The organism is Cohnella nanjingensis (genome assembly GCF_014212125.1).
In the GTDB taxonomy this organism is placed as follows: domain Bacteria; phylum Bacillota; class Bacilli; order Paenibacillales; family Paenibacillaceae; genus Cohnella; species Cohnella nanjingensis.
Genome location: NZ_JACJVP010000001.1, coordinates 355439 through 368343, shown reverse-complemented (window position 1 = coordinate 368343; position 12905 = coordinate 355439). Strand labels below are relative to the sequence as shown.

Below are 12905 nucleotides of genomic sequence, written 5' to 3'. Positions count from 1 at the left end.
CAGGTCCTTTTTTTGGACGAGAAGGGCAGAAAGATGACGTTCTTATCTGGGGAGGATTGCGATTGATTTTATTAACAAGTTGGCTATAATGTCAATACGATAGCGGACCAAATCAATTTGTCCAGGCTTGACCGGCATAAAGAGAATCGATTTTTTTGAACAATAAGTTTATATGTATAAACTAATAATCATCATTGGAGTGATAGGAATGAAGGCCATGATTATTGAGAAATACGGTAAAAATGTTCCCTTGCTTATGACAGAAAGACCAACGCCCGACATCGGAGAACATGATGTGCTGGTGGAAATTTATGCAGCCAGCTTAAATCCTATCGACTTTAAAGTGAAAGAAGGAAAAGCAAAATTTCTGCTAAATTATAAGATGCCTTTAATCTTAGGAAATGATTTTTCTGGAGTTGTAGTTAAGGTTGGCGGCCAGGTGAACGCATTTAAACCCGGAGATGAAGTTTACGGAAGACCCCGCAAAGGCAGGATCGGGACATTAGCCGAATATATCGCTATTCATGAGGAAGATATATCTCTGAAGCCGCGGAACCTAAACTTTGAAGAAGCGGCATCCATACCATTGGTCGGACTTACCACTTACCAAGCCTTTTCCGATATTTTGAATCTTCAAGAAGGCCAAAAAATTCTGATTCACGCAGGATCAGGCGGCGTAGGCACCTTCGCCATTCAACTGGCCAAATTGATGGGAGCATATGTCGCCACTACAGCAAGCGATAAAGGTTACGATTTGGTCAAATCTCTGGGCGCCGATCTAATTATTAATTATAAAAAAGAGAATTTTGAAGAACTGCTTATGGAATATGATGCGGTGTACGATACTTTAGGAGGACAAGCGTTGGAAAAATCCTTCCAGGTGCTGAAGCCAAATGGAAAAATAGTATCCATCTCCGGCCTGCCAAATGCAAAATTCGGAAAAGAAGCAAAATTAGGTTGGTTGAAGACGGTCATTTTATCCATCGTGAGCCGTAAAATCACGGCTCTTGAGAAGAAAAGCCGCTCGAGCTATCATTTCCTTTTTATGAAACCAAGCGGAGCGCAATTAAAGGTAATAAAAGAATTTATTGAAGAAGGTCGCATTAAGCCCGTTATTGATAAGGTATTCCAATTCAAAGATGCTGGGCTGGCGCTTCAGTACCTTGAAAGCGGAAGTGCCAAAGGAAAGGTCGTAGTTAAAATAAAAGGCGAGAAGTATTCCTTGACATGAATATTCCCCATGGGGTATATTAAATCCAGACGGCCATCTGGCTTGGAAAGCCTGAGTTTGGTCAATACTCAATACAAAGGAGAATAAAAACGATGATTAGCAAACTCGGTCAAGTTATGTTGTATGTCAATAACCAAGATGAGGCACGGAATTTTTGGACGGAAAAATTAGGGTTTAGCGTAATTGCTGAAGAAAATAGTCAAGGAATCAGATGGATTGAAGTTGCTCCCAAGGGTGCAGCAACAAGCATCGTTCTCCAAAACAAGGAATTCGTCGCTAAAATGGAGCCTGAAATGAATCTCGGCACACCTTCTTTAATGTTTTTCACGGATCATGTCGATCAATTGCATGCCGATTTATCCAATAAAAATGTCAAAGTCGGAGAAATTGTAAGCATGCCTTCCGGGGAAAAAGTATTTAACTTTGCAGACGATGAGGAAAATTACTTTGCCGTAATGGAAAAAAAGTAAACATTTGCTTCCATGATTTGTAATCCAACATAATGTCGCAACAACCGAATAATTGAATTCTACAGGAGAAGCACTCCTCTGACGGCCATGAAGGCCTGCAGGAGATGCTTCTTTATTGTTCGGAATTCATCATTGGGGAGGACAGGCAATGCTGAACTGTATCACTTGCCCTCGTCGTTGTGATCGTGCTAATTGTCAGTTCCGGTAGGAGAAATGAAGTGAATCCAAAATAAGTTTTATTGCCTGGTATTGACTTGGAGTTAACTCCAGAGGGTAGACTTCTCTATGAACAGCGTGTACTTCGCAGCATGTAACTTTTAAAGGTGTATGAGGTTGGGATGGGTCAATAATCGATTAATACGGGAGGATCTCGATGCAAAAAGTCATGTTGAACAATGGGGTAGAAATGCCCATCCTCGGCTTCGGCGTTTATCAAATTCCGGATGCCAAAGAATGCGAGCAGAGCGTATATGATGCGCTGGTGACAGGCTATCGCCTGATCGATACTGCAGCAGCGTACCAGAATGAAGAAGCGGTTGGCCGAGCGATCAAACGGAGCGGCGTGCCGAGAGATGATGTTTTCATTACAACAAAGCTGTGGGTTCAGGACTCCGGTTATGAACGCACCAAAAAAGCATTTGAAAAGTCACTTGCCAAACTGCAACTGGATTATATCGATCTGTATTTGATCCACCAGCCCTTTGGCGATGTGTATGGCTCGTGGCGCGCGATGGAGGAATTGTATCTGGAAGGAAAGATTCGGGCTATTGGCGTCAGCAACTTCCAGATGGATCGTCTGATCGATCTGATCATCCATAATGAAGTCGTTCCAGCCGTCAACCAAATCGAAACGCATCCGTTCTGCCAGCAAATCGAAAGCGCGAAATTCATGAAGGAAAACAACGTTCAGATCGAGTCCTGGGGACCTTTTGCAGAAGGACGAAATAACCTGTTCCAGAATGAAGTTTTAGTTGCCATCGCCGGGAAGTACAACAAATCCGTTGCGCAGGTGGTATTACGTTGGTTGACGCAAAGAGGCGTAGTCGCGATACCGAAGTCCGTTCATAAGGAACGAATCATTGAAAACTTCAATATCTTCGACTTTGAACTAAGTCAAGCGGATATGGAGACGATCGGTACGATGGATACGAAGAACAGCTTGTTCTTCTCCCATAACGATCCGGAGATTGTGAAATGGATCGGTAGCCGTAAACTTGAAAGTTAATCAATAGAACAAGGTGCTGATCCTGCATGCCATTCGCACCTCATTAACGTATTGACTTGGAGTTAACTCCAGGAGGTATACTCTAATATGTATCGTGATCCTCTAAAAGCAAAGGAGTGTAGCGGTAAATGGAATATGTGAAACTCGGAAATACCGGCCTGGACGTGTCACGGCTATGCCTCGGCTGTATGGGTTTTGGCGTAGCGGAGCGGGGTCATCATCAATGGGTACTTGATGAAGAGAGCAGTCGTCCGGTTATTAAAAAAGCTTTGGAACTCGGTATCAATTTTTTTGATACGGCAAACATATACTCGGGCGGCACAAGCGAAGAAATTGTCGGGCGGGCGCTGAAGGATTATGCGAATCGGGATGAGATCGTTCTCGCGACGAAGGTTCGCTTCCAGTTGCGTCAAGGTCCGAACGCTGCGGGCCTATCCCGTAAAGCGATAATGACGGAAATCGATAACAGTCTTAAACGTCTGGGAACGGATTATGTGGATCTATACCAAATCCATCGCTGGGATTATCAAACACCGATCGAAGAAACGATGGAGGCGCTCCACGATGTGGTAAGGGCAGGCAAAGCGCGTTATATCGGCGCTTCTGCCATGTATGCTTGGCAGTTCCTGAAGGCGCTTCATGTAGCGGAGAAAAACGGTTGGACCCGATTCGTATCCATGCAGAATCATTACAACCTCATCTATCGTGAAGAAGAGAGAGAGATGCTGCCGCTGTGTAAGGCAGAGAAGATCGGTGTCATTCCCTATAGCCCGCTTGCGTCTGGACGGCTGACACGCGATGGGTCGGAAAAAACGCATCGTTCCGAAACCGATCAAGTTCAGAAGTCGAAATACGATGCTACTGCGGATGCCGATCGTTTGGTTGTGGAGCGGGTTTCCGCGATTGCGGAAAAACGCGGCGTTCCGCGCGTACAAATTGCCATTGCCTGGCTGCTGCAGAAAGAGCCGGTCACCGCTCCAATTATCGGAGCTACAAAACTCTCTCATCTCGAAGATTCAGCAGCAGCTCTTTCGATCACGTTAACGCCGGAAGAAATGGCGTCGCTGGAAGATCCGTATGTTCCTCATCGGATTGTCGGATTTGAATAACCGGATTTGAAATGGGAAAGATGGTGAACGGCATGTCGATGAGCATTGCGGAAGTGAGCGAAAAGTTTGATCTTTCCCAGGACACTCTCCGCTACTACGAACGCATTGGACTTATTCCTCCCGTTAACCGCAATAAAAGCGGAATCAGGTCCTACACGGAAGAAGACTGCAAGTGGGTCGATTTTATCAAATGCATGCGTCAAAGCGCAGGACTTCCGGTTGAAGCTTTGATCGAGTATGTTGCGTTGTTTCGGCAAGGGGACGACACTCTCGAGACAAGAAAAGAGCTCTTAATCGAGCAGCGCAATCGGCTTGCGGACAAAATCGAAGAGATGACGAAGACGTTGACACGCCTCGATGATAAAATCGAACGGTACGAACAGACAATCGTGAAAAAAGAAAAAATGTTAAGAACCGGGGCAAATCGTGCTTTTTAATGCTGCGTGCATCAGACGTCATTTGGAAGCGTACCTAAGGAGTGGTTAAAATGGCGCGTGTATTATTTATGAATGCCGGATCAGAGGGACATATCAATCCAACGATCGGAGTTGTGCAAGAGCTTATTTCGCGTGGAGAAGAGGTCGTGTACTTCTCTATAGAAGCTTTTCGGGAACGTTTGGAGAAGACGGGAGCTTCGGTACGAACATTTGACGATCAAAAATTTATTAAAGCCTTTATCTCAGGCGGAAGAGATTATGTGCTCGAAAGGATCAACGGTCTTTTACTTACTTCAGATATCGTCATACCAAGCGTTCTTGAACAGATCAAAGATGAGCATTTTGATTACATCATCCATGATTCCATGTTCGGTTGCGGACGTTTACTTGCTCAAATTCTTAAGCTTCCTGCCATCAACTCTTGTACATCATTTGCGCAGACAGAAGAATCATTCGATAACATGTTGGAACAATTCTATTCAAAAGTTCCTTCAGCAATAGTTAAACCAATATACGATAAATTTCAAAACCTGACGGTAATGGTGAAGGAAAAATATGATGTGGAGATCCATACTCCTTACGAAGCGTTTTGTAATCCTGCACCGCTTACAATCGTTTATACAACAAAGGCGTTTCAACCTGATGGAGAAGCATTCGACCATACCTATAAATTTGTAGGTCCATCCATCTCTTCGCGATTCACTCCGGAAGACTTCGACTTTACTGCGATCAAGGGGAAAAAACCCATTTACATTTCACTGGGTACCGTCTTTAACCAAGCCGTTGATTTCTATAAACTTTGTTTTGAGGCATTAGGGAACACCGATCATACGATCGTCATGTCAATTGGAAATAGGACCCGAATTTCGGATTTAGGGGAAATCCCCAAAAACTTCATCGTAAAAAATTATGTTCCGCAAACGGATATCCTGCAATACGCGAAATTATTTATTACGCATGGTGGGATGAACAGCACCCAAGAAGGCCTCTATTATGGGGTTCCGCTAATTGTAATCCCACAAAGCGCGGATCAGCCGATCATTGCGGGGCAAGTCGCCGATCTCGGGGCAGGCATTGAATTACAAATGCAAAGTTTGACGGCAGATCAACTGCGCGAAACCATAGATCATGTATTAAGCTCCTCATCTTTCAAGAAAGCTGTTTCAAATATTAGGGAATCTTTTCGAAAATCAGGCGGGTATCAGCAAGCCGTCGATGAGATTTTCGAATTTAGTCGATAGAGCTTGCTCGGTTCGTATGGTCAATGGAATGATAATGGACGCCTACTTGATTATTAAGATGAGCAAATCGGATCCCTTGCCGGCGATATTGACACGACACCAAACGGTGTCTTATAATAAAAGAGTCACTGAATGGTGTCCAATTAGAAGTTAGATTTTACTACAGTAAATCATATATTGGAGAGGGTGTTGTGAGCGAGAACAACCAGTTGCGGGATGTATTTGACGCGATTGCAGATCCAACTAGGCGTCGACTGATTCGTCTGTTGGCAGAGGCAGAGGAGATACCGCTTCATGAATTGACGGCACAGTTTCAAATGGGCCGCACGGCGGTATCCAAGCATTTGACGATTCTCAAAGAGGCCGGACTGGTCGTTGACCGAAAAGTCGGCAGAGAAACGCGATTTAGGCTAAACGCCTCTCCGCTTAGAGAAATTCAAGATTGGGTGGCTTTCTACAGCAAGTTCTGGAGTATGAATATGTTGCGCTTAAGCCAACTATTAGAGGAGGAAGAAGATTGAGTTTAACCTTATCTCTGGATTTTCAGTACGCGACATCGATCGAGAAGCTTTGGTCCGCCTTAACCGATTCAAGCAAGCTTGCCAAGTGGGTGGTCGACATCCACTCCGGTCAAGCGCTGGAAAATGATTTCAAGGCCGTCGTAGGACACCGTTTTCAGTTTCGCGCGCAGCCGACCGAATGGTGGAATGGAATTATTGACGGCGAAGTGCTTATCGTGGAGGAACCAAACCGGTTGTCCTATACTTGGGCTAGCGGAGAGCAGCACACGGTCACCTGGACGCTGCAAGATTTAGGGGACGGAAAGGTGAACCTTCATCTCGAACAAACCGGTATCTCCAATGAACAAGCGCTCGGAGGAGCTAAGTATGGCTGGACCAAATGGTGCGGCGAGCTTGAAAAGGCGTTGGAACAATAACCTCATAAGTTAGTTGAATTCTGTTTGTCCCGAATCCGCATAAACCGGCTGCATGTCGTTTGCAGCCGGTTTATATCTGCTATCGCACTCCTTCCCGGTTAGAACAATAACAGCGCAAGTCGAGCTGCACGATGAATGGTACAATGCAAATAGGAGTAGAATTTACACGATCGGAAGGGTGTTAAGCATGAGCGCATCGAATCAGGAGTATATCGTAATCTCGGGTGCGAGGGAAAACAATCTCAAGAACGTATCCTTGCGCATTCCCAAGCGGAAGATCACGATCTTCACCGGGGTATCCGGATCCGGCAAGTCATCGATCGTTTTCGATACCATCGCCTCCGAATCCCAGCGTCTGCTGAACGAAAACTTCAGTATGTTCGTCCGTAACTTTCTGCCGCGGTTTCCGCAACCGGACGCAGACGCGATCGAGAACCTGAGCATGGCTGTTATCGTGGATCAGAAGCGACTGGGCGGCGGTTCGCACTCCACGATGGGCACGATTACCGATATTTCTCCCATCCTCCGTCTGCTCTTCTCCCGAGTGGGTCAGCCCCATATCGGACAAGCCCACATGTTCTCGTTTAACGATCCCCAAGGCATGTGCCCCGAGTGCAACGGGATCGGGCGCAGCCTGGGCGTCGACATGAGCAAGGCGGTGGACTTGTCGAAGTCGTTGAACGATGGAGCCATCCTGCTGCCGGGCTACGGCGTGGACGGCTTCGATTGGACGATGATCGTGCAGTCGGGGCCTTTCGATCCCGACAAGAAGCTGAGCGATTATTCGGAGGAAGAACTGGAACAGCTGCTGTACGGAAAAGCGAAGAAAGTGGGGACGCAGTTCGGCGGGAAAACCGTGAACATTACGGTGGAAGGCTTCATCGAAAAGTTCACCAATAAATATATCAAGCGGGATTTGAAAACGATGTCCGAGCGCACGCAGCAAACCGTTGCGCCATACATCACCGAGGGCCCCTGCTCCAGCTGCCGCGGCGCGAGACTCAGCCAAGCTGCGCTCCATTGCAAAATCCAGGGGCGCAACATTGCTGAGCTGTCCTCCATGGAGGTCGGACAACTGATCCGGGTCATTCGGGAGATCGACGACCCGATCGCCGATCCGATCGTCAGGGCGCTGACGGAACGGTTGCAGCATCTAGTGGACATTGGACTCGATTATTTGACGCTGGATCGCGAAACGGATACGTTGTCCGGCGGCGAGTCGCAGCGCGTCAAGATGGTCAAGCACCTAAGCGGCAGTCTGGTGGATGTCACGTATATCTTCGACGAGCCTAGCGTCGGCTTGCATCCCCGAGATGTGCACCGGTTAAACGAATTGCTGCAGAAGCTACGCGACAAAGGCAACACCGTCATTGTCGTCGAGCATGATCCCGATGTGATCAAGGTAGCGGACCATATCGTCGATGTCGGTCCTTACGCCGGCAGCCGCGGCGGTAACATCGTGTTCGAAGGAAGCTTCCAAGGTCTGCTTGCGGCCGATACGCTGACCGGCACCCACATGAAGCGGCCGCTCGAATTGAAGCACGATTGCAGGCAGCCATCCGGCAAGCTGCCCATACGGGATGCCACGCTGCACAACTTGCGGAACGTGAGCGTAGATCTTCCGACCGGCGTGCTTACGGCCGTTACCGGAGTCGCCGGCTCGGGCAAGAGTACGCTGATCAACGAAGTTTTCCTCCGCCAGCATCCGGATGCGATCGTCATCGACCAATCGGCGGTAGGCGTATCAACGCGCTCGAATCCCGCGACCTATACGGGCATCATGGACGATGTGCGCAAGGCTTTTGCTACAGCGAACAAGGTGAACCAAGGCTTGTTCAGCTTCAACTCCAAAGGAGCTTGCGAGAACTGCCAAGGACTGGGCGTCGTGTATACGGATCTTGCGTACCTCGACAGCGTGAAGCTGCCCTGCGAAGTCTGCGGAGGCAAACGGTTCAAGGAAGAGGTGCTCGCGTACAAGCTCAACGGCAAGTCCATTGCCGAGGTGCTGGAGATGACGGTGGAGCAGGCATTGGAATTTTTCGAGCTCAAAGAAGTCGTGCGCAAGCTCCAGGCGATGAGCGACGTTGGATTGAACTATATTACGCTCGGCCAGCCGCTCAGCACGCTCTCGGGCGGGGAATGCCAGCGCATCAAACTGGCTAGCGAACTGCACAAGAACGGCAGCATCTACGTGATGGACGAACCGACGACCGGGCTGCATATGTCGGATATCGGCCACCTTCTTGCGATCATGAACCGCCTCGTAGACGCCGGCAATACGGTGATCGTCATCGAGCACAACCTCGAAGTGATCAGCCAAGCGGATTGGATCGTCGATATGGGGCCGGATGGCGGCAGCAAGGGCGGCCAGGTCGTGTTCGAAGGCACGCCGGCGCAGATTATTCATGCCGAGCAATCGATTACGGGGAAATATTTGAGGTAAGAAGAAAGATAATTCCGCGTTGCGCACGCTGTTTTTTTAGAAGAGCCCTTTGTGCAGGGCTCTTTTTCATGTTCGAATGGGAGGCGTCCACATGGCAACTTCATATTAACGCTTGTACAAGACGTGGCGTCATGTTTTATAGTAGAGGTATCGGCAGCAAAAGCTTTAAGGGCTGCTGACTTGGCGACAGCGCTTCGAATCGGCCGCCGTGTTCAACGCCGTCCGGAAATTCGCGACTCCGGCCAACGAGCAAAATCTGGACCGGCTCGAAGCGCAATTGCAGAAGATGTCCGTCTAAGCGAAGGAGGTCGTCTCGATGACACGGCAGGGCAGAAAGCGAATGGACTGGAACGCAGGCATATGGCTCAACCCACCCCAGTCTTCCCGGGTGGAAGGCGATGCGCTGAAGGTGGTGCCCGAGAAAGGCAGAGACTTCTGGAAAAAGACGTTATACGGTTTTGAATTCGAAGACGGACCGGCGTTGCTGGCGCAGTGGGACCGCGACACGGCTGTCGAAGTGTCTTTCCGCCTCGGATCCTTTACAGAGCTGTACGATCAGGCAGGCTTGCTGTTGTATCACGGTCCGGAGCAATGGATTAAAACCGGCATCGAAATCAACGACGGCATTCCTCAGCTTGCCGCGGTCGTGACGGACGGTTATTCCGACTGGTCGCTTGCGGCCGTGCCGGAGTGGGCGGGCGAGGAAGTCACCCTGCGCGCTTCGATCATGAAGGATGCCGTCATTATTCGAGCCCGGAGCGAGCGCCATCCGTGGCGGACGATTCGGGTCGCGCGGTTTCCGTACCCATCGGGCAATCAAGCCGGTCCTTATGCTTGCTCGCCCACCCGGGAGGGCTTTGAGGTGATCTTTACCCGCTGGGACTTGACCGCGCCGGACCAAGACCTGCATCTCGATCCTCCAGCAGAATAAACGCGCGGGTAGGAACGGCTCGATTGCGGTCACGATGGAGGGCCTGAGCTATCGCCTGCAGCTGACGGAGAAACGGCGCTAGGCGTAATACGACGTATGAAAATGTCGGACGACAAAAGAATGTACCGAATCCAACCCGCGTTCATCGCGGGTTTTCATGATTCCGAAAAGGTGCATAACGTGAAAAGGTAGCGGTTCATTTTAGGAATATTTCTCCACCATTTTATTTAAATACATTCGAAAGTCCTCAACATATGTTTTGGGCTCTACAATTTCTAGATTTGTACCGAAACTTGCTAAAAATTGAAATCCCGTACTGTTCTGAGGAACATAGATTGTGGCTAAGAAAAATTCAGAACTATAGTTTTCAATACTCTTTCGACCGTACCTTTCAATGAATTGATCTTTTATGCTAGGTGAAATCAACGCCTTAATAGTAACTAGTTGCGGTTGATAACTTGCTTCACGTTCTTGTTCTAATAAATAATCTCTAGGGTTATATGTTTTTTGATCCATATTAAGATTATCGATCCTAGATAATTTAAATGTTCGATATCTCATTCGATGTAAACAGAATCCTTTCAAATACCAACTCGCTTCGCTAAAATGAAGCTGATAGGGCTCGACAATTCTATTTGTTTTAATGCCATCTTTATCAATATAATCAAATGAAACTAACCTTCTCTTTAATATTGATTCTTGACATGTCTTTAAAGTTTGAAGAATCTCAGACCGACCCTCCCAATCATAAAATGACAGTTGAATTGAACCTTTCAGAGACAATGGGCTAACCATTGCTTCTATTTTTTTTATAGTCACTTCAACTTCTTCGCTAATTAGAATTTGTTCCAAACCGCTCAACGCAGTTAATATATTCTCTAAGTCGGAGCTACTTAAAAGACGTTTATCAAACTTGTATTCATCCATAATACCGTAGCCACCATTAACTCCGCTGATCGAATAGATTGGGATGTTTGATAAACTCAGTGTTTCCATATCACGAAGAATTGTTCTTTTGGAAACGTTAAATAATTGCGTGAATTCTTTTGTTGAAACGACATCTTTTTTCAGCAATATCATTATTATAGATATTAATCTCTCAACCTTTTCCATATTTTCTCCTCTTTTTTCTACTTCACCTATAAAAGGTGACAGATAGCTGTCACCTTTTATAGATTATACTACATTTATCACAAGAAGGAGGTATTACTTTATGTCGGCTATTGCATATTTAAACTTTGATGGAATTGCAGAACAAGTGATTGAATTTTATTCGGAGGCTTTAAATGCAAAAGAAGTGAAAAAAGTTAAATTTAAGGATTTGCCACAAGATCCAAACTATCCATTGCCAGAAAATGAGTTAAATATGATCATGGAGTCTTCAATAGAATTCGCAGGTGGGAAAATAATGATGTCGGATATTTTGCCTTCAATGAAGATGGTAACAGGCGAGTTGGTGAAAGGAAATAATGTACTAATTAGTCTAGTCATTGATGATAAACAAACACTGGGAGAATACTTTAATAATTTGTCTGACGGTGGCAATGTGATGATGCCGTTATCAAATACGCCTTGGTCTTCTTGCTTTGGAATGCTAGTTGATAAGTTTGGAGTTTCCTGGAAATTTAATAGCGATGCAGATAAGTTTCTTGATAGAGTAATTTCCAACAAACAGTAACTTCTTCTATAAAATGGCCTTGCAGTTGGAGGCCATTTTTTAATGTCATTTTTTGAAAAAGTACATTTGGATATATTCAGGACGATCGGCTTGTGGCGAGTGGCAAGGCATACTATGGTAAAGCTATTATGGAAATATGAATCAATTTAGAAAGGAGAATATCTTATCTATGGAAATTGAAAATCTAATTCCAGTCAAATCGAGAGAAGATTTAAGGATTTGGATACAGGAAAATGGTAAGACTGAAAAATCTTGTTGGGTCTTGGTTAGCATGACGTCCAACCCAGATACGTTGCTATATTTGGACGCGGTCGAGGAAGCTTTGTGCTTTGGGTGGATCGACGGAGTTAAAAAGAAAATATCTGAAACTGAGCTAGCGCAGAGACTGTCTCCTAGAAGTAAAAAAAGTTCATGGACTGAATTGAATAAAGAGCGTGTCCGTCGCCTCGAAAAGTTGGGGTTAATGAGAGACGAAGGAAGAAAGGTTCTTCCTGATATGGACCACGATTCTTTTACAATAGATAGGGAAATAAAGCAAAGGCTAAAAGAGGAAAAACAAGTATATGAGAATTTGATGGCTTTTCCAGATCTCTATAAAAGAGTTCGGATCGATACGATACAAAGCAATAAGAATCAGCCAGAATTATTTAGGAGTAGATTAGACAAATTCATAATAAACACGAGAGAAAACATTATGTACGGTCAATGGAACGATAATGGACGTCTACTAGATTATTAATATTCTCTGGGGTTGATGTCATGAAACTTTATCCTGAATCCGGATAAATTGAAGCTGTTTCAACCTACGCCATTGCGGTTAATTGAAGGGTAAGCACGTCAATTCTGTCCCCTCAATGGGGATAATCAAAGGAGGACATTCATTTATGCCAAGAGCGGTGGATGTCAACTTGGATGCGACAGAAATGATGCTCACGCTTGAGAAGGAGAAATCGCCCAGAAAGATCGAGTACATGAAGATCGATCGGTTGGAGAAGGTGAAGGAACCGGTAAGAAAGCTGCTGCGGACGGTCGAGGTAGAAGGGATCAAGGTGTCCGTCAGAGGAATGGAGGAGCCGATCGTCATCACCAGCGACAAGCTTGGGGATTACGAGAATATCGAGAATTACCTCCTTAATACCGTTGCCGAGAAATACGATGTCGTCGTCGAGCAATAACCGTTTCTGGATTCGAAGGCGTCTTCAG

Annotated in this window: 14 protein-coding genes; 13 read left to right on the top strand and 1 reads right to left on the bottom strand. The window is 46.3% G+C overall.

The genetic code is table 11. The features are described from left to right. Positions 1–208 precede the first annotated feature (208 nt). The 10 genes from H7C19_RS01705 to H7C19_RS01660 all read left to right on the top strand — a co-directional run bounded on the left by H7C19_RS01705 (position 209) and on the right by H7C19_RS01660 (position 10024). The gene (locus H7C19_RS01705; protein ID WP_185140805.1) at positions 209–1231 is read left to right on the top strand and encodes an NADP-dependent oxidoreductase; all 1023 of its coding nucleotides are present in this window, start codon (positions 209–211) and stop codon (positions 1229–1231) included. 92 nt (positions 1232–1323) lie between these two features. Further along, complete coding sequence (locus tag H7C19_RS01700; protein WP_185140804.1) at positions 1324–1701, top strand: VOC family protein; 378 nt, start codon at positions 1324–1326, stop codon at positions 1699–1701. A 373-nt stretch (positions 1702–2074) separates the two neighbouring features. After that, entirely contained in the window at positions 2075–2926 is an 852-nt protein-coding gene (locus tag H7C19_RS01695; RefSeq protein ID WP_185140803.1) for an aldo/keto reductase, read from the top strand. Positions 2927–3054: 128 nt separating this feature from the next. Beyond that, positions 3055–4035: an aldo/keto reductase gene (locus H7C19_RS01690; RefSeq protein ID WP_185140802.1), complete on the top strand. Its 981-nt coding sequence runs from the start codon at positions 3055–3057 to the stop codon at positions 4033–4035. Positions 4036–4073: 38 nt separating this feature from the next. Further along, positions 4074–4472, top strand: coding sequence for a MerR family transcriptional regulator (locus tag H7C19_RS01685; RefSeq protein ID WP_185140998.1), 399 nt, complete (start codon positions 4074–4076; stop codon positions 4470–4472). Positions 4473–4522: 50 nt separating this feature from the next. Next, a complete protein-coding gene (locus H7C19_RS01680) occupies positions 4523–5713 on the top strand; it encodes a macrolide family glycosyltransferase (protein ID WP_185140801.1) in 1191 nt (396 codons plus the stop codon). Positions 5714–5904: 191 nt separating this feature from the next. Further along, on the top strand, positions 5905–6234 hold the full coding sequence (locus H7C19_RS01675; RefSeq protein WP_185140800.1) for an ArsR/SmtB family transcription factor: 330 nt from the start codon (positions 5905–5907) through the stop codon (positions 6232–6234). After that, complete coding sequence (locus H7C19_RS01670; RefSeq protein ID WP_185140799.1) at positions 6231–6650, top strand: SRPBCC family protein; 420 nt, start codon at positions 6231–6233, stop codon at positions 6648–6650. Before H7C19_RS01675 ends, H7C19_RS01670 begins: the two co-directional genes overlap by 4 nt. Positions 6651–6837: 187 nt before the next feature. Continuing rightward, positions 6838–9093 (top strand): ATP-binding cassette domain-containing protein, encoded by a 2256-nt coding sequence (locus tag H7C19_RS01665; protein ID WP_185140798.1) that lies wholly within the window; start codon positions 6838–6840, stop codon positions 9091–9093. A 316-nt stretch (positions 9094–9409) separates the two neighbouring features. Beyond that, positions 9410–10024 carry a DUF1349 domain-containing protein gene (locus tag H7C19_RS01660; RefSeq protein ID WP_185140797.1) on the top strand — a complete coding sequence of 205 codons (615 nt, stop codon included), beginning with the start codon at positions 9410–9412 and terminating at the stop codon, positions 10022–10024. 201 nt (positions 10025–10225) lie between these two features. Here the strand turns inward: H7C19_RS01660 and H7C19_RS01655 are convergent, their stop codons facing one another. After that, the gene (locus H7C19_RS01655; protein WP_185140796.1) at positions 10226–11137 is read right to left on the bottom strand and encodes a helix-turn-helix transcriptional regulator; all 912 of its coding nucleotides are present in this window, start codon (positions 11135–11137) and stop codon (positions 10226–10228) included. A 100-nt stretch (positions 11138–11237) separates the two neighbouring features. Between H7C19_RS01655 and H7C19_RS01650 the strand changes: the two genes are divergently transcribed. From H7C19_RS01650 to H7C19_RS01640, 3 genes are all read left to right on the top strand, one after another. Then, positions 11238–11702, top strand: a complete 465-nt coding sequence (locus H7C19_RS01650; protein ID WP_185140795.1) for a VOC family protein — start codon at positions 11238–11240, stop codon at positions 11700–11702. Between the two features lie 169 nt (positions 11703–11871). Beyond that, complete coding sequence (locus H7C19_RS01645) at positions 11872–12441, top strand: YdeI/OmpD-associated family protein (RefSeq protein WP_185140794.1); 570 nt, start codon at positions 11872–11874, stop codon at positions 12439–12441. A gap of 145 nt (positions 12442–12586) precedes the next feature. Next, on the top strand, positions 12587–12877 hold the full coding sequence (locus H7C19_RS01640) for a hypothetical protein (protein WP_185140793.1): 291 nt from the start codon (positions 12587–12589) through the stop codon (positions 12875–12877). Positions 12878–12905: the final 28 nt, after the last annotated feature.

What these genes read in the sequence shown, in the direction of transcription:
- H7C19_RS01705 (WP_185140805.1), top strand. Translation starts at nt 209, where the DNA reads ATGAAGGCCATGATTATTGAGAAATACGGTAAAAATGTTCCCTTGCTT.
- H7C19_RS01700 (WP_185140804.1), top strand. Translation starts at nt 1,324, where the DNA reads ATGATTAGCAAACTCGGTCAAGTTATGTTGTATGTCAATAACCAAGAT.
- H7C19_RS01695 (WP_185140803.1), top strand. Translation starts at nt 2,075, where the DNA reads ATGCAAAAAGTCATGTTGAACAATGGGGTAGAAATGCCCATCCTCGGC.
- H7C19_RS01690 (WP_185140802.1), top strand. Translation starts at nt 3,055, where the DNA reads ATGGAATATGTGAAACTCGGAAATACCGGCCTGGACGTGTCACGGCTA.
- H7C19_RS01685 (WP_185140998.1), top strand. Translation starts at nt 4,074, where the DNA reads ATGAGCATTGCGGAAGTGAGCGAAAAGTTTGATCTTTCCCAGGACACT.
- H7C19_RS01680 (WP_185140801.1), top strand. Translation starts at nt 4,523, where the DNA reads ATGGCGCGTGTATTATTTATGAATGCCGGATCAGAGGGACATATCAAT.
- H7C19_RS01665 (WP_185140798.1), top strand. Translation starts at nt 6,838, where the DNA reads ATGAGCGCATCGAATCAGGAGTATATCGTAATCTCGGGTGCGAGGGAA.
- H7C19_RS01660 (WP_185140797.1), top strand. Translation starts at nt 9,410, where the DNA reads ATGACACGGCAGGGCAGAAAGCGAATGGACTGGAACGCAGGCATATGG.
- H7C19_RS01655 (WP_185140796.1), bottom strand. Translation starts at nt 11,137, where the DNA reads ATGGAAAAGGTTGAGAGATTAATATCTATAATAATGATATTGCTGAAA.
- H7C19_RS01650 (WP_185140795.1), top strand. Translation starts at nt 11,238, where the DNA reads ATGTCGGCTATTGCATATTTAAACTTTGATGGAATTGCAGAACAAGTG.
- H7C19_RS01645 (WP_185140794.1), top strand. Translation starts at nt 11,872, where the DNA reads ATGGAAATTGAAAATCTAATTCCAGTCAAATCGAGAGAAGATTTAAGG.
- H7C19_RS01640 (WP_185140793.1), top strand. Translation starts at nt 12,587, where the DNA reads ATGCCAAGAGCGGTGGATGTCAACTTGGATGCGACAGAAATGATGCTC.